The 25,728-nt window shown below is 33.7% G+C and carries 20 protein-coding genes; 1 reads left to right on the top strand and 19 read right to left on the bottom strand.

The genetic code is table 11. The features are described 5' to 3' along the window. Positions 1-36: 36 nt before the first annotated feature. The 6 genes from GKZ88_RS11385 to GKZ88_RS11360 form a co-directional block, all read right to left on the bottom strand. On the bottom strand, positions 37-1,329 hold the full coding sequence (locus GKZ88_RS11385) for an efflux RND transporter periplasmic adaptor subunit (protein WP_155102505.1): 1,293 nt from the start codon (positions 1,327-1,329) through the stop codon (positions 37-39). 6 nt (positions 1,330-1,335) lie between these two features. Beyond that, the gene (locus GKZ88_RS11380; protein WP_155102504.1) at positions 1,336-2,718 is read right to left on the bottom strand and encodes a TolC family protein; all 1,383 of its coding nucleotides are present in this window, start codon (positions 2,716-2,718) and stop codon (positions 1,336-1,338) included. A gap of 79 nt (positions 2,719-2,797) precedes the next feature. Beyond that, on the bottom strand, positions 2,798-3,919 hold the full coding sequence (locus GKZ88_RS11375; protein WP_155102503.1) for an efflux RND transporter periplasmic adaptor subunit: 1,122 nt from the start codon (positions 3,917-3,919) through the stop codon (positions 2,798-2,800). Positions 3,920-3,958: 39 nt separating this feature from the next. Then, positions 3,959-5,224, bottom strand: a complete 1,266-nt coding sequence (locus GKZ88_RS11370; protein WP_155102502.1) for an ABC transporter permease — start codon at positions 5,222-5,224, stop codon at positions 3,959-3,961. A 2-nt stretch (positions 5,225-5,226) separates the two neighbouring features. Next, positions 5,227-6,471 carry an ABC transporter permease gene (locus tag GKZ88_RS11365; protein WP_155102501.1) on the bottom strand — a complete coding sequence of 415 codons (1,245 nt, stop codon included), beginning with the start codon at positions 6,469-6,471 and terminating at the stop codon, positions 5,227-5,229. Then, a complete protein-coding gene (locus tag GKZ88_RS11360) occupies positions 6,464-7,165 on the bottom strand; it encodes an ABC transporter ATP-binding protein (RefSeq protein WP_155102500.1) in 702 nt (233 codons plus the stop codon). Before GKZ88_RS11360 ends, GKZ88_RS11365 begins: the two co-directional genes overlap by 8 nt. A 176-nt stretch (positions 7,166-7,341) precedes the next feature. Here GKZ88_RS11360 and GKZ88_RS11355 point away from each other — a divergent pair, with 176 nt between their 5' ends. Then, entirely contained in the window at positions 7,342-8,748 is a 1,407-nt protein-coding gene (locus GKZ88_RS11355; RefSeq protein ID WP_155102499.1) for a DUF4403 family protein, read from the top strand. A gap of 635 nt (positions 8,749-9,383) precedes the next feature. Here GKZ88_RS11355 and GKZ88_RS11350 read toward each other — a convergent pair. From GKZ88_RS11350 to sprA, 13 genes are all read right to left on the bottom strand, one after another. Next, the gene (locus GKZ88_RS11350) at positions 9,384-9,653 is read right to left on the bottom strand and encodes a hypothetical protein (RefSeq protein WP_155102498.1); all 270 of its coding nucleotides are present in this window, start codon (positions 9,651-9,653) and stop codon (positions 9,384-9,386) included. Continuing rightward, entirely contained in the window at positions 9,643-10,185 is a 543-nt protein-coding gene (locus GKZ88_RS11345) for a DUF420 domain-containing protein (protein ID WP_155102497.1), read from the bottom strand. Before GKZ88_RS11345 ends, GKZ88_RS11350 begins: the two co-directional genes overlap by 11 nt. A gap of 1 nt (position 10,186) precedes the next feature. Further along, positions 10,187-10,876 (bottom strand): SCO family protein, encoded by a 690-nt coding sequence (locus GKZ88_RS11340; protein WP_155102496.1) that lies wholly within the window; start codon positions 10,874-10,876, stop codon positions 10,187-10,189. 11 nt (positions 10,877-10,887) lie between these two features. Further along, positions 10,888-11,529 carry a hypothetical protein gene (locus GKZ88_RS11335; protein WP_155102495.1) on the bottom strand — a complete coding sequence of 214 codons (642 nt, stop codon included), beginning with the start codon at positions 11,527-11,529 and terminating at the stop codon, positions 10,888-10,890. Between the two features lie 79 nt (positions 11,530-11,608). Next, the gene (locus GKZ88_RS11330; RefSeq protein WP_155102494.1) at positions 11,609-11,959 is read right to left on the bottom strand and encodes a cytochrome C oxidase subunit IV family protein; all 351 of its coding nucleotides are present in this window, start codon (positions 11,957-11,959) and stop codon (positions 11,609-11,611) included. 18 nt (positions 11,960-11,977) lie between these two features. After that, entirely contained in the window at positions 11,978-12,958 is a 981-nt protein-coding gene (locus GKZ88_RS11325; protein ID WP_155102493.1) for a cytochrome c oxidase subunit 3, read from the bottom strand. Positions 12,959-13,000: 42 nt separating this feature from the next. Next, entirely contained in the window at positions 13,001-13,588 is a 588-nt protein-coding gene (locus GKZ88_RS11320; protein ID WP_155102492.1) for a cytochrome c oxidase subunit 3, read from the bottom strand. A gap of 2 nt (positions 13,589-13,590) precedes the next feature. Beyond that, positions 13,591-14,493 (bottom strand): heme o synthase, encoded by a 903-nt coding sequence (gene cyoE / locus GKZ88_RS11315; protein WP_155102491.1) that lies wholly within the window; start codon positions 14,491-14,493, stop codon positions 13,591-13,593. Between the two features lie 156 nt (positions 14,494-14,649). Continuing rightward, positions 14,650-16,791, bottom strand: coding sequence for a gliding motility protein RemB (locus GKZ88_RS11310; protein ID WP_155102490.1), 2,142 nt, complete (start codon positions 16,789-16,791; stop codon positions 14,650-14,652). Further along, the gene (gene deoC / locus GKZ88_RS11305) at positions 16,792-17,535 is read right to left on the bottom strand and encodes a deoxyribose-phosphate aldolase (protein ID WP_155102489.1); all 744 of its coding nucleotides are present in this window, start codon (positions 17,533-17,535) and stop codon (positions 16,792-16,794) included. A gap of 107 nt (positions 17,536-17,642) precedes the next feature. Then, complete coding sequence (locus tag GKZ88_RS11300; RefSeq protein WP_347343872.1) at positions 17,643-18,035, bottom strand: VanZ family protein; 393 nt, start codon at positions 18,033-18,035, stop codon at positions 17,643-17,645. After that, on the bottom strand, positions 18,028-18,408 hold the full coding sequence (gcvH, locus tag GKZ88_RS11295) for a glycine cleavage system protein GcvH (RefSeq protein WP_035651485.1): 381 nt from the start codon (positions 18,406-18,408) through the stop codon (positions 18,028-18,030). The genes GKZ88_RS11300 and gcvH overlap by 8 nt, the downstream gene beginning before the upstream one ends. 85 nt (positions 18,409-18,493) lie before the next feature. Then, positions 18,494-25,723, bottom strand: a complete 7,230-nt coding sequence (gene sprA / locus GKZ88_RS11290; RefSeq protein ID WP_155102487.1) for a cell surface protein SprA — start codon at positions 25,721-25,723, stop codon at positions 18,494-18,496. Positions 25,724-25,728: the final 5 nt, after the last annotated feature.

The raw sequence follows: 25,728 nt of genomic DNA, 5'->3' as shown, positions 1-25,728 counted from the left end.
ACGGCATTCCATGCAAAGCAATTATCATACTAGAATCTACTTTTTAGGCGCTTCCGCTTTTTTAAGCTTTACTTTGTCCCCAGAATTCAAATCTTTAGAAACGGTTGTATAAGGTCCTGTAATTACAACATCGCCTGGTTTTAATCCAGCCATTACTTCAATATTCGTATCGTCCTGAATTCCAGTTTTGATGATTCTGATTTTAGCTTTATCTCCAACTTTTACAAAAACGCATTCGAATTTTTTATCGCTTTTCGGTGCTGCTTTTTTATCTTCGTTTGGATCTTCAGCTTTAAAATCTTTTACTGCAGCCGTATCAGCTTTTACTACAACAGAACTGATTGGCACTGCCAAAACATTTGTTTTAGTTGTCGTAATAATATCAACTGTGGCGGTCATTCCAGGTCGGAAAGGCGAATAAGCTGCTGGTTTTCCTTCTAATAACTCTTTATATGAATCTTTTAGAATTCGAACTTTAACTTTAAAGTTTGTAACTTGGTCTGAAGTCAAAGCCGTGCTTGCTGAGTTCGAAATACTGGTTACTATACCTTTGAATTTCTTTTTCAAATAAGCATCAACTTCAACATTTGCCTCATCTCCAATCTTAATTTTTACAATATCATTTTCGTTGACATCAACTTCAACTTCCATATTGTTAAGGTTGGCCACTCTCAAAAGTTCTGTTCCAGCCATTTGCTGTGTTCCTAAAACACGTTCTCCAAGCTCAACATTTAATACTGAGATGGTACCATCGGCAGGAGAATAAATAGTAGTACGCCCTAAATTATCTCTAGCTTCAGTAACAGAAGCCGTAGCACTCTGAACATTATAATACGAACTTTGTTTTGTTGCTTTTGCTACCTCATAAGCCGAAATCGCTTTGTCCCAGTCTGATTTTGAAATTACACCTTTATCATACAAGGTTTTATTACGCTCGTAATTTGCCTTTGCTTCTTTATAGCTTGCATCAGATTGTGTCAAACCAGCTTTAGTCCCTGCAAGATTTGCAACAGAACGTTCCAGACCTGAAGTATATAAATCTGGGTTTATTTTAACCAATAAATCCCCTTTTTTAACAACTTGACCTTCTTTTACATTCAGCGCAATAATTTCACCTGAAACCATTGAAGCAATTTTAACTTCAATTTCAGGCTGGATTTTTCCAGTTGCCGAAACCGTTTCGACAACTGTTGACGAGATAACTTTTGAGATTTCTACTTCTTTTCCTTCATCCTTATTTCCTATAACTCCCGATTTCGACAAACCTATTAAAGTCGCAATAATGATGATTGCGCCCCCGACTAAGAAATAAATTGTTTTTTTTGACATAGTAAATTATTTTGCAGGAATTGGAACAATTGGAATTCCAAAATAGAATTCAAGAATTTTTATTTTAAATAAATAATCGTATTTCGTTCTGATAACATCAGACTGCGCATTTGTTAATAACGTTTGAGCCTGCGTAAAATCAAATGAATTCATCAATCCTACATCATACTTTTCTTTAGCATAATTGTAAGCCTGCTGTCTTGCCTCTAAAGTTATCGTTGCAGCTTCGTACGTATTTAACGCAGCTTTTGCATTTGTAAACGCAGTATACACGTTACGTTGCAAATCTAAACTTTTTTGCTCTAAATCTATTTTAGATTTTTCTAAACTTACTTTATTTCGTTCAACATTATTTCTAACAGAGAATCCATTGAAAATTGGCACATTCAATTGCAAACCAAAGTTATGTCCCTTATTATCGCTAAACTGCTGGAATATTGGATCTGGTCCTACCGTATAAGGCTGATTATTTGCATCAAATTTTATTTGATCACTATAACTTGCTCTCGTATTAAAACCATAAAAACCACTTAGAGTAGGCTGAAAAGCACCTTTAGCAATTGCCACATTTTTCTCAGCAATTTCAAGATTGGTTTGTGCCAATTTTAATTCGGTTCTTGTTTCCTTTGCTTTATTATAAATATCAGTTGGGCTTTGTGCCATGATATTATTTTCATCTTTTGCATTGGTATCATCAACAACGTCAAAATCTGCAAATTCTTTAAGCTGTAAAAGCTGTGCCAAACTCAATTTTGAGATCAGCAAATTATTCTCCGAAACTGCAATGTTTTGTTTATCTGTTGCAATAGTGGCTTTCAAATCATATAAATCACCACGCGGAATTGTTCCTGCACTAACCATTTCTTCAGAACGTTTTAAACGTTTTTCATCAATAGAAAGCTGTTCTGTTTTTATTTTTAAATCTTCTTTATAGCCTAAAATCTGAAGAAAAGCATTTGCAACATTCAGAGAAATATCTTCCTGCATTTTCAGTAATTGATACTGTGACGCAATAATAGCAAGTTTTGTTCGTCTGTATGTATTTTGATTTTGCAGACCTCTGTAAATATCAACTCCGGCATTTAGACCTACAGATGAATATTGAGTTGTCTGATTACGCAAAACACCTGTAGTTACATCTTGATTTAAACCAATATTCCAGGAATGTGACGCATTTCCGTTAACTGATGGGAGATATTTGCCAAATGCATCTTTTTTATTTATTTCAGCATTTTCAACATCTAATTCTGATAGCTTTATCGTGATATTATTATCTAATGCATATCTAACGCATTCCTCCAGTGTCCAATGTTTTGTCTGTGCTTGACCTGATAATCCAAATCCAAAAAGCATGGCAAAAACTAGACTATTTATTTTATTTATTTTCATATATTTTGAATGAAGCACAGCAAGCAAGCCATGCAAATTTAACATTTTAAAAACCCAAAAACTCTTTTAAATAATCAAATTATTTTTTATCCTTATCTCCTTCGTTGATCAAGCCTTGGTTCCAGATTTTGATTTTATCAGAAGCTGCAACACCGCTTTTAATCTGAACATAAATTCCGTCACTAACACCTAAAACTAAATCTCTTCTCTGAAATTTTTGTGGTGCCGTTTCAACTTCTACATAAGGTTTTTGAGTCTTTTTGTCAAACTGCACAAGTGATTCTTTAATAGCCAAAACTTTATCTGCTTTATCTAATATAATGGATGCGTTTGCACTTAATCCAGCTCTAATAAAAGTATCTCCTTTATTTTCTAATTTGGCTTTTATTTCAAACTGAATAGCGCCATTTTCTACAACACCTTTTGGAGCAATATCTGTTAAATATGCATCGAATTTTTTATTTTCAATGGCACCAACTGTAATCTCAATAGGCATTTTTTCTTTAATTTTACCTACTTCAGACTCGTCAATTTTTCCAATAAAAATCATTCTTCCAACATCGGCAACGCTGGCAATTGTAGTTCCTTCGTTAAAATTATTACTTTCAATAACTTGATTTCCAACTTTTACAGGCACTGCCAATACCATTCCGTTAACAGTTGAACGAATTAATGTATTTGCATAACTGCCCAAAGATGTTGTTGTTCCTGTTTTAACAATATCTAAGCTTTGTTTTGCAGCCAGGTAATTCTGTTTCGCTTGTTTGTAAGTCAATTGAGCTGCATCAAAATCATTTGCAGAAATTACTTCTTTTTCAAAAAGTGTTTTTTGTCTCTGATAGATTTTCTCCTGATTATCTAATGCAATTTTAGCAGTTTGTACCTGATTTTGAGTATTGCTTACATTCGACACATTGGCAACAACTCTAATTTTGGCAATCATATCGCCGGCTTTAATTTTCTCTCCAGCTTTAATATATACTTCTTCAATAATTCCCGAGATGTTTGGTTTGATTAAGACCTCTTCATCAGGCTGAATATTACCTGTTGCAATGGTATTTTTTACTATCGTTTTAATCTCTGCCTTTTCAGTTTGAAAAACAATTGGCGACTCTTGATTTTTAGCATACAAATAATAAAGTGCACCAAAGAAAATTATTGCAATAAAGATTAAAATGGTTACGGTTACTCCTTTTTTCATTTTGTTTTTGGTTTAATCGATTATATTTTGATTGATAATTTATTCTGTTCGTAAAGCGTCAACGGGCTTTACATTAATTGCGGTCTGAGCAGGAATAAATCCGGCTAGCAAACCTGAACCCACTAATATTAATAAGGCAACAAACACTACTCCTAAATCTACACTTGGGTTTGCAAACATTGTATTGTTGCCCGGCGGCATGGAATCCAGCGCCATATTTAAAACAGCAATAATTCCCGTTGCGACTGCAATTCCCAGCATTCCTGAAATAATAGTTAAAAAGATAGATTCAGATAAAATTTGCCCGCGGATGGCTGATGGAGTTGCCCCCAAGGCCCTGCGGATTCCAATTTCTTTTGTACGTTCTTTAACTACAATAAGCATAATGTTTGAAATCCCAATTACTCCAGAAATCAAAACCAGAGTTCCAACAAAATAAGCAATGATTTTCAAGATATTAAACAAACTCTGTACTTTATTAAATTGTTCGTACAAATCAAAATTACCAACTGCTCTTTCATCTTTTGGATTGACAGAATGAAGTGCTTTTATTAATTCTAAAATTTTCGGCTTTAAATCGGTTATCGAAGTTTCGTCTTTTGCAGTAAGCGCCATCCAGCCCACTTTATCACCATAATTAAAGGCCTGCTGAAAGGTAGTAAATGGAACAAAAATATTTTTTTGTTCCTGCTCTGCATTACCGCCTTGCTGTTTAGAATGATAAACACCAACGACCATAAAATTAATCCCATTTACTTTAATATAAGTTCCAATTGCTTCTTCTGCTTTCCCATAAAGTTCAGAAATAACCCCTTGTCCAATCACAGCTATTTTTCTTCTGTCTAAAATATCCTGCTGATTGATAAATCGGCCTTTAATGATATCCATAGGCTGTTGCTTAATCAGTTCCGGATAATCTCCATAGATAGTAAATGCCGAAGTTTTAGTGCCACGGACTACATTATTTGTACCGTTAAAATCTCCCAATTGGTTTCGAGGAGAAACATATAATAAATCTGGCAAAGCTGCTTTTAATGCTGCGACATCACTATTTCTAAAATCATATCTGCGTACTTTAGGCAATCCTTTATAAGCTTTTGAAGTTGTCTGACTCCACATAAACATGGTATTTGTGGCTATACCGTCAAAACCTTTTTTTACTCCATTTTCTAAACCGTTACCGGCTGCAAGCAATATTACCAAAATAAAAATCCCCCAAAACACGCCAAATGCAGTCAGAATTGTCCTGAAAACATTAGCCGTTAAGGCCTGTAAAATCTCGTCCCAATTATCTTTTTTAAACATAATTATTCGTCTCTAAGTGCTATAATAGGTTTTATTTTGGCTGCTCTGTAAGCTGGGAAAAATCCAGCAAGCGCGCCTGCAAATACAAGTAAAACTAGTGTTGTCAAAGCGACACTAAAATCTACTTCTGGATTTCTAAAATATTCACTCTGTACCATCGGCCCCACAAATTCTAACAATAAAAGACTTGCTAATAATCCAGTAAAACCAGCAATTGTCGTAATAAAAATAGACTCATGAAGTATCATTGAGATGATCGAAAATGGTGATGCTCCCAAAGCTTTTCTAATTCCAATTTCTTTAGTTCTTTCTTTTACTATAATCAGCATGATATTGCTTACTCCAACAACTCCAGCGATAATAGTACAGATACCAACCCACCAAAAGAACAATCTGATGTAAAGATTTAAATCATAGAACTGCTTTGCATCTTCTACCGAATTATAAACCCCAATCGCACTGTCATCATCCGGAGCAACAATATTTTTGCTCTTTAACAGCTCTTTTACACCTTCAGTAAATCGCTTAGACTGTGCCAAAGCCTGATCATAATCTGGTTTTTTATTTAAAACAAACTGCATGCCGCTTAATTTATCACCGGCTCCAAAAGCACGCTGATTAGTCGTTATAGGCATATAAACTCTAGATTCTTCTCGTTCTCCAGATGGATCTGTAAAAACCCCGACTACTTTAAAATTTATATTATTAACTAAAATTTCTTTTCCTATTGGATCTTGTTCTTTAAACAAATCCTGTTTAACTTTTAAACCAATAGCCACAACTTTCTCGTTATTTACCATATCACTGTTATTAATGAAACGTCCATTAATAATAGTAGCATTTTCAAGTGCTAAATAATCTGGTGTAATTCCGCGAAACTGATAATTTCCTGATTCTTTTCCATAGCTCACAATCCCTCCCCAAGTACTTCGAACAGAAGATTTTTTATCTAATTGGTCGTTAAATTTCGACACTGGAAGATCATAATCGCTGTTTCTTAATTGAATTTGTCTTCCTGGATTTAACCCTTTATACCCTTTAGTTGTTACATTCGACCAAACTTCAATAATTCCTTGGGCATCATTTTCAAATTGTTTCTCAATACCGTTTTGAAGCCCTTTTCCAGCTCCAAGCAAAATCACCAAAATAAAAATCCCAGATGCAACTGAAACTCCAGTCAAAAAGGTACGCAGCCGGTTTTTGGAGATTGCATCAAATATTTCTTGCCAACGCTCAATATTAAACATAAGATGAAGCTCTAACTTGTTCTACTTTTTTATCGTCAATAATTAATCCGTCTTTCAGGACCACATTTCTCTTGCACATAGCGGCAATATCTGGTTCGTGCGTAACGATCAAAATAGTTTTACCTTCATCGTTAATTCCTTGAATAAGCTCCATTACTTCATAAGAAGTTTTAGTATCCAAAGCCCCTGTAGGTTCATCAGCAAGTAATACTTTTGGATTTGAGGCTAATGCTCTTGCGATTGCAACACGCTGTTTTTGACCTCCGGAAAGTTCATTTGGCAAATGATGTGAATGTGAACCCAAACCAACTTTCTCCAAATATCTCATTGCAATTTCGTAACGTTCTTTTCTTTTTATACCTTGATAATATAATGGCATTGCCACATTATCAAGTGCACTTTTATAATTGATCAAATTAAAAGATTGAAAAACGAATCCTAAAAATTTATTGCGATACTTTGAGGCTATCGTTTCGTTCAATTTTTTGATTGGAGTTTTATCTAAAGTATAACTTCCAGAATCAGCTTCATCTAAAATTCCTAAAATATTAAGAAGCGTAGATTTTCCTGACCCTGAAGATCCCATGATAGCGACAAGCTCACCTTCTTCAATATTAAAATTAATACCTTTTAACACATGCAGTTCTGAACTTCCCATTTTATAGGATTTATGCAAATCTTTTATTTCAATCATGGTATTGTTAATTTTTAAAACAATAATAATATTTTTTATAAGTAAATTATGATAACAAAACGTTAATAATTTATTTTAATACTTAAATAAGACGGTGCACTTTTGTAATTGTTACACTTTTTTAAGATTATTTAATTCTTTTCTTAATTTTGTCTCACTTAAAAAAAATTGTACCTATGAAGTTTTCTTCAATTTTCGCTTTATTTACAGCTACTATACTGCTTTTCAGCTGTTCAACATCACAAAAACTTGAAACTTTAAAACCAGAGCCAGACGACGCCAGCCCACTAGTTTATGATGCAAATCCGTCTTTTATTAATTTACCGATAACAGTAAAACTGTCTGACATAGAAAATCAGACCAATACACTCTTAAATGGACTAATTTACGAGGACAACAATATTGAAGATGATGATATCGAAATTAAAATCTGGAAACAGGCTCCAATAAAAATCCAAAATGACCCTGCAGCTCCAAATAAAAAGATAAAAACGATTCTTCCTTTAAAAGCAACCATTAAATACAGAATTGGAACTAAAAAATTAGGCGTTGAATTATATGATACGCGCGAATTTAATCTAAATGGAGTCATCACTTTATCCAGCGATGTCGCTTTGACCAATTGGAAATTAAACACAAAAACCGAGTTTAAATCATTAAACTGGAACGAAAGCCCAACGATGACAGTGTTTGGGAAAAATATGCCAATTACGTATTTGATAAATCCTGCAATTTCAATTTTTAAATCACAAATTGAAAAGACAATAGACGAAGCAATTGAAACATCAATGGACTTTAAACCGAATGTTTTATCAGCTTTAGAAAAACTATGCACTCCATTTCAAATGAGTGATACCTATGAAAGCTGGTTAAGAATTGTTCCAATTGAAGTTTATTCAACCAATGTAAAACTAAAAAATGATTCGTTTTTATTAGATATGGGAATGAAATGCAACATGGAAACAATTGTTGGCAAAAAGCCTGAATCTAAATTCAACGCCAATAAAACTGTTTTAAAACCTGTTGCCAAAATTCCAAATCAAATTTCGGCCAATATTGCAGCAATCTCAACTTATGCAGATGCTTCTAAAATAATGACCCAAAATTTTGCTAATCAGGAATTTGGATCCGGAAGTAAAAAAGTGACCGTGAAAAATGTTGCAATTTGGCATAAAGACGGAAAAATGGTAATTGCTTTAGACGTTTTAGGATCTATAAACGGAACTTTATACCTAAACGGATTCCCACAATACAATCCGCAGACAAAAGAAATTTATTTTGACAAATTAGATTATGTTTTAGACACCAAAAGCAGATTAATGAGAACTGCAAGCTGGCTAGGACAAGGTTACATTTTAAGAAAAATGGAAGAAAACTGCCGTTACTCTATTCAGCCAAATTTAGAAGAAGGGAAAAAGAGTATGGCTTCTTATCTAAAGAACTATTCTCCAATGCCCGGTGTTTTTGTAAACGGAAAAATGGAAGACATTCAATTTGATAAAATTCAGCTGACCAATCAGGCAATTATCGCTTTTATAAAAATAAACGGAACCGTGAATGTTTCTGTTGATGGATTAAAATAAAAATAACTGGTTTCTGAATTTAACATCAATCGAAAACAAAACCTAAATGAAGGAAAATATAATGCTTTTACTTCAGATCCTAACTGTGGATTTTTTCACAGCATTTGGTTTGTATTCAGTGCTTTTTTTAATTATCTCAATATTTACAAAGAATTCTATTCTGTATAAAATAGATGAGGAAGCAACAAATTTCATCTCTTTCGTTGGCGTAATTTATTTCACAATCTGGATTATTGGAATTTTTGTTTTTTATTTTGAAAGCAATGCAGAAGAACAAAATCTTCTATTAAACAGAATGTTCGGGAAATATTGGTTTGGAATTTGGGCTCAACCGATTTTATGGCTGTTAATTACGCAGCTACTACGAATTAAAAAAGTTTATAAAAATCTCTTTTAAGAATAGTATTTAGCTTTCTATTAATGGTTTCTATTGAAAGATTGATGATATTTATTATAACTTTCCATCGTGACTACCTTCCAAGTTCTTGGACAATGTACTCCGATTTAGACATTTATCCTTCGAATTTTATTCTCGCTTTATTTTGCAAAATAATCATGTTCTTATTATTTGTTGGAACATATTATTTCACTAAAAGAAAATTGAAAATAGCACTTATAAAAAAAGCCGAATAAAATTATTCGGCTTTTTTCTTTTTAGATTGATACATTCTGTAAATCAGAACACCAATTATACCTACAAGCAAATACGGAATTACCATTAAATATACAATTCCGTCATTTACAGCTTCTGCCTTCTTTACATTTGAATCTCCCGCAAGTGCAGCACGACACATCGCACATTGAGCATTCGCTGAAATCCCAATTAAGAAGAAACAAATTCCAAAAAACAAAGTTTGAAACCTGAAACCTGAAACTTGAAACCTATTTTTTCTATTAATGTACATAGTAAGGAGAAATCATTAAGTAAACTACAACACCTGTAACCGCAACATATAACCAAAGCGGAAAAGTTATTTTAGCCAATTTTTTATGCCTGTCAAAACGTTGCGCCAATGCTCTAACGTAAGTAAATAAAACAAGTGGAATAATAGCAATCGACAATAAAATGTGAGTGATTAAAATAAAGAAATATACGTAACGCAACACTCCTTCACCACCATATTTAGTAGAATCTGCCGTCATATGATAAGCAACATACATCACTAAAAAAGCAACAGACAAAGCAATTGCAAAAGTCATTAAACGCTCATGCAATAAACGTTTTCCATTTTTAATAGCCATTACAGCCGCAACCAGTACAACTGCTGTTAAACCGTTTATTGTCGCATAAACTGGAGGCAACATAGATAACGGTTCAACATTATATCCAAAATCTTTCAGCTTCACACCAAATAAAATTGCCACAACCACCGGTATTACAATTGAAACCGCAATAATAAATTTATTGTATTTTTTTTCTATCGAATTATCTTCCATTTTATTCTTCTAATAATACTTTAATATCTTCTTGAATTTCTCTAACTCCTTTTTTATCTAAGCCATCATAGTATAAAATTGGATTTCCAAAATCATCTTTTCTGCATCGAATTTTTCCGTCTTTATCAATTAAGGCAAATAAACCTGAATGCTCAAAACCACCATTCACTTTATCATTTTCTCCTGCATATAAATTGAAACCTTTGTTAGACAAATCCATAATCGTTGCCTTATCTCCTGTTAAGAAATTCCAATTTGAAGATTTAACACCTAATAATTTTGCATGATCTTTTAAAACCTGCGGCGTATCATGAGCAGGATCTATTGTAATAGAAACAATTCCGAAATTAGGATTTCCAAAGAAAGTCTTTTCAATTTCCAGCATACTTAAATTCATCTTTGGACAAATTGAAGGACAAGTTGTGAAGAAAAACTCCAAAACATAAACTTTTCCTTTATACGTTTCATTTGAAACTTTAGCACCGTCCTGATTTGTTAATTCGAATTTAGGAGCCGGACCGATGGTCAATAATTTACCTCCTTCTTTCGAATTTTTTAAACCAACATTATCCAAACGATTTCCTTTTACAACTTCACCGTTTTGAATTCTGTCGACAATTTTTGGCACTGCATAAATTCCGAAAATCAAAACGATAAACGAAATTCCGATATATGATTTATTTTTAAACATGTAGGTAAAAATTAAAGTTCTTTAGTGGCATTGTGGTTCTTTTTAAGAGCAGCGCGGTATTCATATAAAATGATTTTAAAATCATCAAGCATTTCGTTGCTCAGCTCTGAAGGGTGAAAAGTATCATATCCTTCTTTGTAATCGTCTTTATCTTTTCGTCCTCGAAGATTTCTTTCTTTATCAACAATATAAACATTTGATGTTCCAAGATTACTATCAAGTTTGCCCTTTAAAAACAACTGGCTATAATAAGCTTTGATTTCTTCTGGAGAAGCAAAAACAAAATGCCAGCCCGAAACATCTGTAAAAGAGCCTAAAGATTCAACAAGTTTTTTAGCGTCTTCCTCCGTCCCTAATGGACAGATAACTACAAACTGTAAATCTTTAAAACCATTATAGCGTTGATAAATCTTTTCGTTCAGATTAAAAAAGTTACCTCTGTTTTTCACGATTTCAGTACCCGAAAAACCAAGTATTGTAATTTTCTTATTTAAAGTTACTTTTTCACCTTTTAAGGATTTCCAATTGCCAAGATCAGCAATTTGTGGAGTTATGGTAGGAAGTTTAGTAAAGCTGTTTACTCCAGATGCAAAAAACAAATAAGCTACAATAGGCAGAACAAAAAGTACAAAGAGAACTATATTTTTTTTCATTGTTTATGCGTACAAATATTGAGGTACAAAAATAAAAAAAGCTCCGCAAATCGGAGCTTCTTTTCGAATTAATATCATGTTAAAAATTCCATTTAATAGTAGAATCTTTAAAAACCCCATAAATATAATGTCCTTCTGTCAACAGAATAAACAATAAATATAAAACTAGGAAAATAACTGGTGATACAACAGACCATCTAAGGCTGCTTTTTTCACCTTCCATGTGCATAAATGCCCATACTATATAATAAGCTTTGAAAATTGTCAGGATATAGAAAATCCAGTTCAACAAATTCAAACCTACAAAATGATTAAACTCTAATACTCCAGGTTTGTAGATACCAAGAATAACCTCTATTGTTGTTACTACTGATAGTAATGCAAAAACAAACCAGATTCTTTTTGTATTTGATACGTGCTCGTGTGACATAATAATTAAAATCTAAAATTAAACTAAGTAGAAAACTGTAAATACAAATACCCAAACTAAATCGACAAAGTGCCAGTATAAACCAACTTTCTCTACCATTTCGTAGCTTCTTCTTTTCTCGTAAGTTCCTAATAATACATTAAAGAAAATAATGATATTAATAATAACTCCTGAGAAAACGTGGAATCCGTGGAATCCTGTAATGAAGAAGAAGAAATCAGCAAATAATTTACTTCCGTATTCGTTTCTAGTTAAGTTTGCACCTTCAACAACATATTTTGCAGTCGCTAAACGATTTTCAGATTCTGCTCTTGTTAAAACTGTTTTTTTCTTTTCAGCTGTAAGTTTTTCTGTTCTGATCAATAATTCAGGATGCGCCTTAAAACCAGCCTGGATTTCAGCAACTGAATATGTTGAAACAGTTTCAGCGCTTTCCATAAACCATTTTGCTTTGGCTCTTGTAAGTTCTTCTGGCTGTTCTGGCAATTTTACCGCAAACTCTTCAAGAGCTACTCTTTTACCATCTTTATCAACAAACTGCAACAAACTTCCACCTGCTGTCTCAACTGCACCATACTCTCCTTTAATGAAGTTTTTCCATTCCCAAGCTTGAGAACCAACGAAAATTAAACCTCCAATAATAGTTAAGAACATATAAAATGCAACTTTTGTTTTTTTCAATTGATGACCAGCATCAACTGCCAAAACCATTGTTACAGATGAAAAAATCAAAATAAAAGTCATTAAGGCTACATAAAGCATTGGTTGTGGATTACCATGCAAAAATGGGAAGTGAGTAAACACTTCATCAGCCAAAGGCCAAGTTTCAATAAATTTAAATCTAGAAAAACCATAAGCCGCTAGAAATCCAGAGAATGTCAAGGCATCTGATACGATAAAAAACCACATCATCATTTTACCATAACTTGCTCCTAATGGCTCATTGCCGCCTCCCCAAGTTTTTTCGTCGTTGTTTGCAGTAGTAACTGTCGCTTCCATAAAAGATATTCGTTAAAAAGTTCCCAAATTTACGTTTTTTTCTTATTTAAAGAAATATAAAAATAAAAATAATAAAACCCACAATAAGTCTAGAAAGTGCCAATACATTGCACCTAGTTCTATACCAAGAGTTTGAGTTGAATTGTATTTTTGTTTAAAATGATTATAAATTACAATTAAAAGCGAAATTAACCCGCCAAGTAAGTGCAGTAGGTGTACAAAAGTAATTACATAAAGGAAGGTTGCAGTAATTGAACTGCCTTGACCTGTCATATAATAACCACTTTCCATGATCTGTCCGAATCCTACAAGCTGTAAAACTACAAACAAAACACCCAAAGCCAATGTACCTAACAACAAAGCCGTTGTTAAGCTTCTGTTGTCTTTCTGGATTGCTTTTTTTGCCAGATAAAAAGTAACACTACAGCCAATAATCACTGCTGTACTATAATAAAATGCAATTGGCAATTCAAAATCCTTCAACCAGTCGGCTCTTGATTTACTAACTACAAATGCACTTGTAAGTCCCGCAAACATCATGGTCATACTCACCATGGCGAATAACAAAATCAGTTTAGCCGATTTTGATTTACTCTCTTGTTCTTCACTTGCTTTAATTGTCATTTCCATAACTATCTTAAAAATTTATCTACTATAAATACAATCTGCAATAGTGAAATGTATGAAACACTCACCAGCATTAAAGTTCTTGCCGCTTTTGCTGTTCGCAATTGATATAATTTTACCGCGTAAAACAGCATCCATAATCCTAATAAAAATACTAACACCGCAGCAATAGGAGAAATAAACAATTGTCCTGTATAGCCCAAAACCGGAAGTAATGAAGCTATGATAAGCCAAATGGTATATAAAATAATCTGCAAAGCAGTCCCTTTATCTTTTTTCCCTGTTGGAAGCATGAAGATTCCAGCTTTCTCATAATCTTCATACAAAAACCAGCCAATTGCCCAAAAATGAGGAAACTGCCAGAAAAACTGAATCAAAAACAAAGTTCCTGCTTCAATTCCGAATTCACCCGTTGCGGCAACCCAACCTAACATAAATGGTATTGCACCAGGAAAAGCACCAACAAATACAGATAATGAAGTAACCGTTTTTAAAGGTGTATAAATACTTGTGTATAAAAATATGGAAATAGCAGCAAACATTGCTGACTTTGCATTTATGGTATAAAGCAAAGTGATTCCAATAATGGTCAGCAGACTTGCTACAAACAAAGCCATTTTTGGAGACATACGTCCTGAAGGAACGGGACGATTTTTTGTTCTATCCATCAAGGCATCGATATCTTTTTCAATTACTTGATTAAATGCATTCGAAGCTCCAACCATACAGTAACCGCCAATTGACAAAACAAGCAAAACGCTCCATTTAAAAGGGTGCTCGCTATTTACACCTAATAAATATCCGGCAATTGAAGAAAACAAAACACTGATAGCCAAACCAGCCTTTGTAATCTCTTTGAAGTCCAGAAATATTGATTTTAGTGAAATTGTATTTTTAGTAGTGTTCAAACCTCTATTGTTTGTATATTTTTTTGAGTGCTGCAAATGTACAAATTAGATTGTAGAATAAAGAACTATAAAATTAGATTTTTTTCAATAAAACCGTTACTAAATAAGGACTTGTAAATCTTTAACACAATTGTTTCGAAAAATCCTATAAAAATTCTAGTAATCGAAGTACCAATTAAAAATATCTGAACGCAATCCTATAGTAAACCAAGTCGTACTTTGTTTAAAAGTCGTAGCTGTTTCTTGGGTCGGATCAAAATTTCTGTAAATGAAACTTCCATACAATTTCAAATTCGTCATCGGGTTTATCAAATATCCTCCTTGAATATCAGCAATAAAAACACTAGTTTTATTTCCCTGTCCTACTTTAACTCCAGTATCATATGGACGTTTTACATCATAGCTTTTATAAATATCGCCTCCGTAATTATAACTATCCTTAGTGGTATTAAAATCTAATCCTCGTGTTCCAACAGTAAATTTTGCATCACCAAAAATACGTCCTTTGTGATAACGACCAATCATCACAAGCTCATTGAAATTCCCTCCCCATTGATGACCAAGACTTTGATTATTGTGTCCATAATTTGTAATCACCGCACTGTGCGAATACACATAAGGACGCACATGGTTGTATTCTATCTGAACCAAAAGATCTTTTACATCAAATGCATTAAAGTATTTTCCTCCAATTTGAAAACCAAATTTATTTCTCCAGCTTTTATCCGCTGCTTTTACATCAGAAACCGAAAATTCATCGATTAAAAACTGCGAATACAAGTTTATACTGTTATTCCATTTATATTTTCCCGTAATACCAAGCATTGCATTACCGCTTCTTGAAGAAGACGTAAATTCAACGGTACGGTAAAAAATAATTGGATTCACAAAATTGACATCAAACCCTCTATTATTAGTATCTGTCCAAACAACTGATTCAAAGAAACCTAAATTTAATCTGTTTGAAACATTCCAGCTTAAATAGTGATTTGCCATAAATTTTGTGGCATATGTTTTATCAACTGTAACTTCAGGACGAACATCCTTCAGCCACATGTACGTATTTGTATATTTAATTTTCCAGAAAGTTGTATTAATTTTAAAATATGGATACGGACTTGCTCCATCACTTTCAAGCAATGAACGATATCCATCTCCAATAAAATTTCTGCCATAACCTAACTGCAGATCAAAAAATTTATATGGCGTATAAGTAATATTAGCTTCCGCCAAAGGAAAATCATATGCATCCGTCTTAAATCCTTTTGCAATACCCACGCCAGGAATAATCGCAGGATTTCCTCCAGATGGTTTAAGCGATTCGGCATAATCATTAAAATATCCTGCAAAACGGCCTTGGCTTTCAAAAATCGTTGTTGTAAAGTTTATTTGTTTTCCTAAACCTCCTCTAAAATTTAAAGCACGCGTATTTACATACGTATAAGAAGCATCAAGATCTGAAGCTTTTCCTAATTCAAGATCAACAATAGGGTTTAAAGTCAGCCAATAATCCTCTCCCTGAATCTGAACTAAGTTTTCATTCCACCATTTTCTGCCCAGCCACGTCGAAACATTTTTTTGAAGCGATTCATTTACCGCTTTCAAATTATAATATTTTGAAACCTCAGCATAAGTATAGGGTTTTGAAGCTGTATGATTATTACTTCCAACCTGATTCATTGCGCCATCAAACTGCGCATAATAACTATGAGAAAACGGAATATTTAAATGACTTTCAAATTCTGGATTATTGTATTTTTTATAAACAATACTGTCCAATTCCGTCATAGGTTTTTCAGCCGGCTTTAAAATTTGGGATGCTGCCAAAGCTTCTGCTGCAAGCTGATCAGAATTTTTTAAAGGAATACCAATTGCAATCGTATATTTTGAATATGTTGGCTTTCCATTATAAGTAGAAGGTTTTATCTGTGGAAATTTGCCGAAAACACGTTTCGCTTCTGCAGCTAATTCTTCATTTGCTGTATTTACATAAATCACTTTAAATATACCTGTTGCATCAACCTCAAAAAGTACTTTTACTTCACCTTTATAATTGGATTGTTTTAGATTTTCAGGCACTTCAAAATTTTGAAAAACAAAATCCTGAACTTCTTTATAAAAGCAGTTTTCTAATTTTTTATCGGCTAAATTTTGACAATTATCAAAAACAGGAAATTGTTCACTTGTAAATCCTGATTGAACAGAAGAAGTATTGTTCTGCGCAAAAGCAAATAGCGAGCTTAACAGCAAAACAAAAGAGAATGCACTTTTATTTGTTGCGTAAAATTTGGTTTTCATTTAATATTGATTTGGGGTATTTTCTCCATTAGCAATTTTTTTTGCTGCTGAAGTTCCGATACGTTTAACTCCTAAACGAATCATTTCTATTGCATCTTCATATGATCTGACACCACCTGCCGCCTTAACTGGCAAAGGTGAAGCATTTTCTAACATTATAATAATCACTGGAACGGTAGCACCATTTGGCAAATCATTTTCTGTTTTAAAAAAACCTGTGGATGACTTTACAAAAACGGATGCATAATCGTCTTCTTTAAAATTAGATATCACCACATTTTTGATCAAAGCCGAAAGCTGAATAATTTCTTTATCGGTTAAAGCTGCAGTTTCAATAATCCATTTTACAGTTTTATTATGCGCTAAACCAATTTGAATACCTATTAAAATTTCGTTTTTGACTAATGCAATATCTCCATTTTTGAAAGCTTCATAATTGCAGACAAAATCTAAATCGTCTGCGCCATTTTCAATAGCTTCATTTGCTTCTTTAATCTTGGTTTCTAAATCTGATTTGCCTTCCGGAAAATCAATAACAGTACCAACAAGCAAAGTCGAATTAGCCTTCAGAATCATTTTTTTCGCCAAGCTGACATTTTCCGGCCGAATCATTATCAATTTAAAACCTTCTGCAATTGCCTCTTCAATTGCATTTTGTACAACAATATCATTTTCTGCTTCCGAAAGTCCAGCTTGCGAAGCAGTTTTAAGATACGTTGAATCAAGGTATTGCTTAATGTTCATGATTTATATTATATCAGATCGGCACAAAAATACATTTTAAATTCAAAAAACAGCACTATTTATAAAGCTTCGTTTTAGTATAATAAAAAACCCACCGAAGTGGGTAATCATATTCCTATTATTTTGTCAATCTGCTTCCTTAAACCAATAGCACAAAATACGCCAGCGGTTGCACCAATTGTATTTGATAAAACATCTGTTACGTCAGGAGTTCTTGTAGTTGTTAAGACTCCCTGCAGAATTTCGATTGTAATTCCAAAAAAAACGGAAAATATAAACGAAATCAGATAGGCTTTATAATCATTTGCATGCTGCCCTTTAAGTTCTTTTTTGAAGAACAAAATCCACGAAATTGTAAATCCGAAATGAAAACAAAAATGAACAATTTTATCTATGCTTGGAAAATTAATTGCTGGGATATTACTTGAATTTGTCAAACAAAAATAAGTAATGATACCTGAGCAGATAATCGCCCAAATTAAAAGAAGTTGTTTAGGCACCGATAAGTTGTTTGTAAGCTGCGTCAGACAATAATGAATCAATTTCTGATGCATCAGCAATCTTTATTTTGATCATCCATCCTGCACCGTAAGGATCAGAATTTACAGTTTCTGGAGCACTTTCTAAACTATCATTGAAAGCAATAATTTCTCCTGTTAAAGGCAAAAATAAATCTGAAACTGTTTTAACAGCCTCAACTGTTCCAAAAACTTCATCTTTATCTAATGTCTGATCTAAAGTTTCTACCTCAACATACACGATATCTCCTAACTCTTTTTGTGCAAAATGAGTAATTCCTACAGTCGCAACATCGCCTTCGATGCTAACCCATTCGTGATCTTTTGTGTACTTTAAATTTGCTGGTATGCTCATAATAGTATGTTTGAAAATTGATAATTTAATAAATAAGACACAAATGTAATAATCTTCTAATAAAATTTAGTTCAGAATTCTAAATTTAATTTCCGAAATTATATCTGAGTGTAAATCCTGATCTAATATTTGTAAGCGGGAATGAAGTCGAAATAACTGCTTTCGAAAATGAATGATCATAGTAAAATATAGCTGTAAGATTTTTGCTGAATGCATAATCTGCTGTTAATTTTAATGCCCAAATATTTTGACCTGCCGCAAGCTGGTTATTGTCATAATCTAAATAACGAACTAATGTCTGGTTATTTCTATATGAAAAATCAGCTTTTATGTTAATATCACTTTTAATAATTCCCGTTGGACTATCTGCTAATCGAGATGAAAAAATAACATCTTTAAAACGATATCCCGCTCCCACAACATACTCAACACCTTTTACCTCTGTAAGCAAGTTATTATCAAAACTCATCGATAATGCTCTGTCTCTCTTAATTTCGGTCAACAGACGGAAAGAACTTTTAAGCTCAAAATCGACACGAATCAGCGGACTGAACTGCTCCACTAAATTGACATTTGACATTACCGTTTGGTTATAGAAGTTTGTATTCACATCTTGTCCGCCTGGAGTTTCGTAATAATCAAAATTTGATCTATATTGGTTTACCGTATAAGATGCTCTGTAATTGTGTTGTAAAGAGAAACGTTTGAATTTATCTTTAAAATATTTATAACGCATCAAACCATTGTATTTTATACTCCAGTTTGGAATAGGGAAACTTCTAAAAATATCTGTTGAACTGCTTGAAGCATTTCCTCCTGAATAAGCTGCTAAAAATGATGGCAGTAAAACGGCCTGATTGCTTTTTGTAAAACCAATCGGATATCCTACATTGGCACTATAAACAGCATAATTCGCATCTCCAGGTGCAGGAATTGGATTATTTGCATCTCCATATCTTGGTATTGTCGCACCGGCTCCATAATGGTCCTCAGCCAATCGATTTGCAATGACTAAACGATTATTTCTAAAATCATCAAATGCCGCCGATTCATTTTCATTGCTGGTTGCAAAAGATGTTTTGATCAATACCGTTGAGATTGAAAACATTCCATATGTATAAGGTGATAATGGCATATATTCTCCATCCACAACACTATATTGTTCAGATGAATTTCGAGAATAAGTACGATCCATAGCCAAATCAATTGTCAGATCAGGAAACGGGATAATATTTGCAGTAACTTTTAAAATCTTGTTTGTAACCTGTGTAAAGTTTTGATTGAAATTATCATAATTCGTTAACCAGCCATTTTTTGCTGCTTCATAACGAACATCGTCCTGACTTCCAAAAATAAACCCTAAAGATGGTTTTGCTGTACCAAAGAAACCAACGCTTGGGGTATAACCCGGTAAAACCGTTCCGCTATTTTTAGTATAATTAACCTTTACATCTTTCAAACTTGTCAAAACACCAATTAAACCGTCATAAAACGGGCTGTTATTAACTACAGGTTTTGCCGTTGTATTTACAATTTTTTCTCCTGGTTTTGGTGGCGCTGTCGGTTTCGGTTTCGCAGCTGTTTTTCCTCCAGGAGTCAAACCTAAGTACTTATACAATTTATTCATTTCAAATGTTGAAGTCAGCGTATTTGAATTTGCATTTTGAATTGTATTTCCTAAATTATATGTAATTCCGTCATCCGCCGTAAACTGAGATAAAGCCGTTGATGAACGCTGCCAGCTATAATCTGCAGTATAGGTATATGCCGCCTTTACAAAACTTAAAACTGGAATTTTATTAATCGGAATTTCATAATTCAATATTAATTGCTGCAAGTGCTGATTTGGTGTTCCCAAATCAAAATAATCATCCCAAATGTTGAAATCTTCTTTTGGTGTATTATCAGCATTCAAATAATTTTTCACAATATTATTTGATGCTGCAGTATAATTCAGTTTTAAAGATTTGGTCACATTAAAACCAAAACCATATTGATAGTTGAAAGCAAAATTTCGTCTGTAAAGTGGATCAAGCCCAATTCCTTCAACTTCTACAAGTCGATACTGCTGACGATTGCTTTGTCTTAAAATATTTGTATTGAAAGTAACATTCGAAGGAAGATAATTAAAGTTAATGTCGCTCAGCATTTTCCAATAATCACTTTTTTTCATGAATTTGGTCTGTTTGAAAGGCACCACTTCTTTTGGCTGAAAAGTATAAGCATAATTTACAGCCGAATTTGACTGTTCATCACGATAATCTTCCACTTCATAATCATGACGCGCCACTTGATTGTATGATTGTGAAAATGTGAAATTTTCAATATCATAAACATGAGGTTTCTGCTCTGGAGCTCTGTCTTTTCTAACGCCAATAAAATTAATGCTCTTACGCTTTGTATAATCTACTGCTCGGGTTCTGATATTATCTTTTTCCGCTGGATCAGTTGTTTCTTTTATCAGCTGATCTAATTTGATATCCTGATTAAAAGGATCATATTCTGGCGTAATAACTTCTTCACCGATAGCATAATTAAAAGGCAAATTAATTCCCCATTTGTGAGGCATTAATTTTCCTAAATTCAAATTTGTCACGATATTATATTGCTGAATATCTTCACGATCTCTTTCATTTGCTCCCTGCTCAAGCGATCCAAAACCAATCGTACTTTTCCTTCCTGTTGCCGAAACGGTCGCAAAATCGGCCATGTTGGTATCAACATTTAACAATGCTGCCATTCCGCCTTTATTATCTAAATCCGACATACGAAGTTCATTGAACCAAACTTCTCCTTTAATATCTTTATGATCTGCCCTGCTTTTTACTCCGACCATTAAATTTCGAACCAAACCAAAATTTGGATTTCCTTTAATACCCAGCTTTAATTTACTGTCACCATCACCTCCACTTGAAATCAAATCAGGGTCATCATCAGGATAATACACGCCATTAATATCTCTTTTAGGAGAATTAATATCTAAAGGCATGGCTTTGATTTTCATTCGGGTTAATAACTCAAGCGCTAAGTCAATATTATTGTCTTCCATCCAAACTAAATCTGGAGCTATTGTACAAGATCCTCCTGTTTGTGTAACTTTTAATGGAATTTCGACTTGATAATAGTTTTGTGTAAAGTCGTTACCAAAACGAATAAAACCAACCATTTCCTCATCTAATAACGCAGTTTCATTTGGAAGTGATTCAGCATGCAAAAACATTTTCAGTTTTTTATACTGACGCATATCTACACTTACATTTTTGAAAACGGCTCTTGAATCCTGATACTGCAATCCTGTACCTCCAATTCGAACTGCTAAAGCCTGTTCGTTTTGATTGATAATTGTATTGTTATTGTACAATTGCTCTCTTTGAACGCCCGGCGGAATAACATAATTTACAGGACATTTTGTACCGTTTTCCTGAATATTAACTGCCGCAACATCAAACTGTGTTCCATCATCATCTGGATTTGGATCGTTTGCATCAAGCGTACCGGTGTATCTTCTCCATTCGCCTCTCACTAAATCTAAAGCTCCAAAACGAACCGTCATTTGATCGGTAAAACCCGTCATAAACATGCGCATGAAACGGATAGATCTAAAATCAGATATGTTTCCAATAGTATTTTGAGGTTTTGCAACCGGAATTTTAAACTGAATCCATCTTGCAGTTGTCGTTCCGCCGTTTGGCAATTCGACATTGCTTACTTCACGAATATCAGTAATATAATTTTGCCCTACCTGCATTCCAGGTTTCACATCGACACTGTATTCATAATAAGCATTAATCGTACTCATAGTATTGTCACGATTAATATCTTCTACGTCTGGAAGTGTTGTTGACCCACGATTAGGATCATCAATACTTACAGCAGAGTTTCCTTCTGTTCCATTGTATCTTTTATAACGGTCCAGAACTCCTCCGTCAGTATTTAAATAATATTTATAGTTATCTGCCGCAGGATCTTCTTCTCCTGCATAATTCGTATAAACTGAGGCTTCTTTAGCATCTGGCAATCCATCTAAACCAACATCCTGATTTTTTCGATTATCTGGATTAGTATCAAATGCATAGATCAAAGATTGAGAAGCCGGTACATCTCCCCAAAGCGGCTGCGGATTAACCATTACCTGATCTGGCCCTAAACCATTTTCATATTGCTTTCTTCCGTCTTTTAAAACATCTTCAGAAATTTCTCCTAAATTGAAATAAATTTTTCCCGTATTGTTCCCCGGAGCTTCCCCATTTCCAACATATGGATCTAATACCCAAAACTGAATGTATTCAACATTTCCCTGCTCAAAATTGGTTGAGTTCAAAGCACGCATAATTCCTCCAAAATTTGAAGATGCCGCACCTGAACTAAAATTCGGATTATTATTATAAGGTCCTCTGTCTGATGGAAAATAGGTTAAATCCAATGTATTTACTACCTGAATCTGACCTTGAGCAATATCCGTATTTGGATATAATTCTTTACTGTAAATTCTTCGAGTGGTATTTAACGACAAATCATCATTTGAAATACCAGAAGGCTTTGACGAATAAAAAACAGGATCAATCGTATACCAAGCTAATTTTGCACGTTTATATCCATATTCTAACGTGCTTGAATTTGCATTAAATGTATTGTCATTTATCGAATTAACAAATGGTGTCGAAGCCAGACTCCACGCATATGCAGACCTCATATCAATTGTTGATTGAGAACCTTCAAAATCATCTACGTAAATAGTTGCTTCGCCTTCAAAATCACTGGCTTTTGGGGCGTCAGGTTTTAGAAAAGCAATTTCGCCTCGAACAGAAAGATTTGACGGAACATCTGTATCAATGTTTGGAAGTTTATTCACTAATCTTGTAAAAAATGGAACTTCGGTCGCATAATTTCCATTAAATCCAAAAATTGTATTGTTTACAGATTCCTGACCATAACTTGATTTTTGAGTAAACGGCTTTTCAGTCATTTTCAAATAAGTACCGCCAACAACAAATTTATCAGAAATTTTATGTTCGATATTGAATCCCATAAATCTTCGGGTTTGTTGTCCGAAAATAGAGTTATTCTCCAATGAAACCTCAATTGGTGTATTTGAAGCCTGAAGCGACGGATCTAAAATTTGAACTCTTCCTAATTGATAATCGACACTATAATCAATTCCCTCAACTAATCTTCGTCCGGCAGCCATAACTACAACAGAACCTTGAGGTACGTTGAAAGCTCCAATCGGAATTCCACTGCTTCCTGACGATTTATATTTACCTCTCAATAAAAATTTATTCTTGTCACTATCTTGCAAAGCTCCAGATTGTGTATTTCGATACATGTTATTAAACACGTATTTTTTTTGATTTGGATTGTATGTAGAAGGATCGTTATAGTTTTCTCCTGAACCTGTATTTAGTTTATCAAACAGAAGTTTTCCAAAAGGCTCTTTTGTTGTAAAAATGATACGACCGTTTTGAACATCAACAGTAATACCTGGAAGATAATCAAAGAATCCGTCACCGCCCTTTTGTGGGTCATTATTATAATTTAACTGATCAAGGTTAAAAACATTTAATAATGGTTTTTTAGTAATATAATAATTTTCTGGTTTTGGATTTACAGGGTCATCATCTGGAAAAAGAGTTCCAGGAACTGGCGTAATATAATTTATTGGCGAAGGATCTGTATATAAGATGTTCATTCTAAAATCATCTTGTTTAATTTGATACGCCTGCGGAATTTGATAAACGTTTTTCATCATCAGGTTCCAAACCGGATTCTGCACATTTGTCAAGTTGCTTTTAAGCATTTTCAAAATCAAACTTTGTGTAATAATAGCCTGATTTGCATTATTACTTCCTGTAACAACAGTTGCATCAACCCCGTCACTTCCAAATTCTCCAACTTGATAGATCTTTCCTCCTTCTGTATATTCATATGCAACGGCTAAAATCTCATCATTTGCCAGACGCTGTTGCAACGATATGTACCCAAGTTGCGGATTGAAAGTAAATTCGTTAGCTGTTAATTTGCGCGCATTCTCCAATATGGAGTAATCAGTTCCTTCGTTAACATTTGTATTGTTAAATCCAGACTTTGCCGTAACGATTTCTCTAATATTCGAATTTAAAAATGCTCCTGGCTGACCAATTGCAGCAGGATTGTAAGCATTATTTTCATTATCCGATGGTGAATCAATAGGTTTAGAAGTATTAAAGAATCCTGCTGTAGAGCTAATAACAACCACTTGGTTATCTGGAACATCACTTAGAGGCCCTTCACCTAAATCCTGAAGCGCAATAATATTACGAAGATTATTACTCGTTGTGCTTACTCTATTTTGTTTATTGGTTACCCAAACTTCTATTCGAGTTATTTGAACACGGCTGTTAATTACGGGATAGCTTTTTAAAGAAGCATCATATTTATCTCTAAAATATTGTGATAAGAAAAAGTGCCTGTCGTTATCATAATCTAAGGCATACAAATCAAAGTTTTGAACTGTACCACCACCTTCGGCTACAACACTCTTTGTTTGTGATTTTTGTTCAGAGAAAACTCCTGTAACGGTCGTTTTTCCAAATTGCAATTGTGTTTTTACACCAAATAAACTCTGTGCACCGCGTATTAATGTACTATTTAACGGCATGCTCACATTACCTACTTCAACTTTCTGGATAATATCATCTTCTGAAGGAGTATAAGCAAGTTTAAATAAGTTCTGAAAAGCAAATGTTGACTGGGTATCATAATTAGCATTTACCTCTAATCTTGTACCCACTTTCCCCATTAAGCTCATGCTGATTCGCTGATCGAAATCGAATGTGAGACTTGATCTGTTTCTTGGCGAAAATGAAGGATTGTCTTGTTTAGTGTAGCGTATTCCCAAGTCCATTTCAACTGAACCTGTTGGCTTTACGTCAATAGTATTACTTCCAAAAATGCTTTCAAAAAAACTTGAATTAACGTAATATCTTGGCAGTAAATTCTTTTTTGCTGCCTCGCTTCCCGCTTTTTTACCATCAATTGCATCCGCTTTTTTTCTGAAATAGTCACGTCTAGATTCTTTCAGAACTAAATCTTCATACTCTTTAGGCGTTAAAATAATTGGATAATTTACAGGAAAGCCATCAACTGAATTGGAATAAATATAACGATCTGAAATTGGATCGTATTTGTATGCCGAAAGTATGCTTGGTGGATCTTTCAACTCTACTTTCCCTACGGAAAACTGAGTTTTTGTTGTATCTTGAACTGCCGGATTTACTTGCGATTGCAAAACATTGCCACAAAATAAAACCAGTAAAAAAATACAAATTTTACGCATACAAT

Source organism: Flavobacterium sp. LC2016-01 (assembly GCF_009711135.1).
Taxonomy (GTDB): domain Bacteria; phylum Bacteroidota; class Bacteroidia; order Flavobacteriales; family Flavobacteriaceae; genus Flavobacterium.
The sequence above is the reverse complement of the archived record's forward strand: the minus strand, read 5'-3'. Positions and strand labels throughout refer to the sequence as shown.

Bases quoted from the DNA above. Each gene is read 5' to 3' on its own strand.
- GKZ88_RS11375 (WP_155102503.1), bottom strand. From the start codon at position 3,919: ATGAAAAAAGGAGTAACCGTAACCATTTTAATCTTTATTGCAATAATT.
- GKZ88_RS11335 (WP_155102495.1), bottom strand. From the start codon at position 11,529: ATGAAAAAAAATATAGTTCTCTTTGTACTTTTTGTTCTGCCTATTGTA.
- gcvH (WP_035651485.1), bottom strand. From the start codon at position 18,408: ATGAGCATACCAGCAAATTTAAAGTACACAAAAGATCACGAATGGGTT.
- GKZ88_RS11320 (WP_155102492.1), bottom strand. From the start codon at position 13,588: ATGGAAATGACAATTAAAGCAAGTGAAGAACAAGAGAGTAAATCAAAA.
- deoC (WP_155102489.1), bottom strand. From the start codon at position 17,535: ATGAACATTAAGCAATACCTTGATTCAACGTATCTTAAAACTGCTTCG.
- GKZ88_RS11350 (WP_155102498.1), bottom strand. From the start codon at position 9,653: ATGTACATTAATAGAAAAAATAGGTTTCAAGTTTCAGGTTTCAGGTTT.
- sprA (WP_155102487.1), bottom strand. From the start codon at position 25,723: ATGCGTAAAATTTGTATTTTTTTACTGGTTTTATTTTGTGGCAATGTT.
- GKZ88_RS11365 (WP_155102501.1), bottom strand. From the start codon at position 6,471: ATGTTTAATATTGAGCGTTGGCAAGAAATATTTGATGCAATCTCCAAA.
- GKZ88_RS11340 (WP_155102496.1), bottom strand. From the start codon at position 10,876: ATGTTTAAAAATAAATCATATATCGGAATTTCGTTTATCGTTTTGATT.
- GKZ88_RS11345 (WP_155102497.1), bottom strand. From the start codon at position 10,185: ATGGAAGATAATTCGATAGAAAAAAAATACAATAAATTTATTATTGCG.
- GKZ88_RS11325 (WP_155102493.1), bottom strand. From the start codon at position 12,958: ATGGAAGCGACAGTTACTACTGCAAACAACGACGAAAAAACTTGGGGA.
- GKZ88_RS11310 (WP_155102490.1), bottom strand. From the start codon at position 16,791: ATGAAAACCAAATTTTACGCAACAAATAAAAGTGCATTCTCTTTTGTT.
- GKZ88_RS11370 (WP_155102502.1), bottom strand. From the start codon at position 5,224: ATGTTTAAAAAAGATAATTGGGACGAGATTTTACAGGCCTTAACGGCT.
- GKZ88_RS11330 (WP_155102494.1), bottom strand. From the start codon at position 11,959: ATGTCACACGAGCACGTATCAAATACAAAAAGAATCTGGTTTGTTTTT.
- GKZ88_RS11380 (WP_155102504.1), bottom strand. From the start codon at position 2,718: ATGAAAATAAATAAAATAAATAGTCTAGTTTTTGCCATGCTTTTTGGA.
- GKZ88_RS11360 (WP_155102500.1), bottom strand. From the start codon at position 7,165: ATGATTGAAATAAAAGATTTGCATAAATCCTATAAAATGGGAAGTTCA.
- GKZ88_RS11355 (WP_155102499.1), top strand. From the start codon at position 7,342: ATGAAGTTTTCTTCAATTTTCGCTTTATTTACAGCTACTATACTGCTT.
- GKZ88_RS11385 (WP_155102505.1), bottom strand. From the start codon at position 1,329: ATGTCAAAAAAAACAATTTATTTCTTAGTCGGGGGCGCAATCATCATT.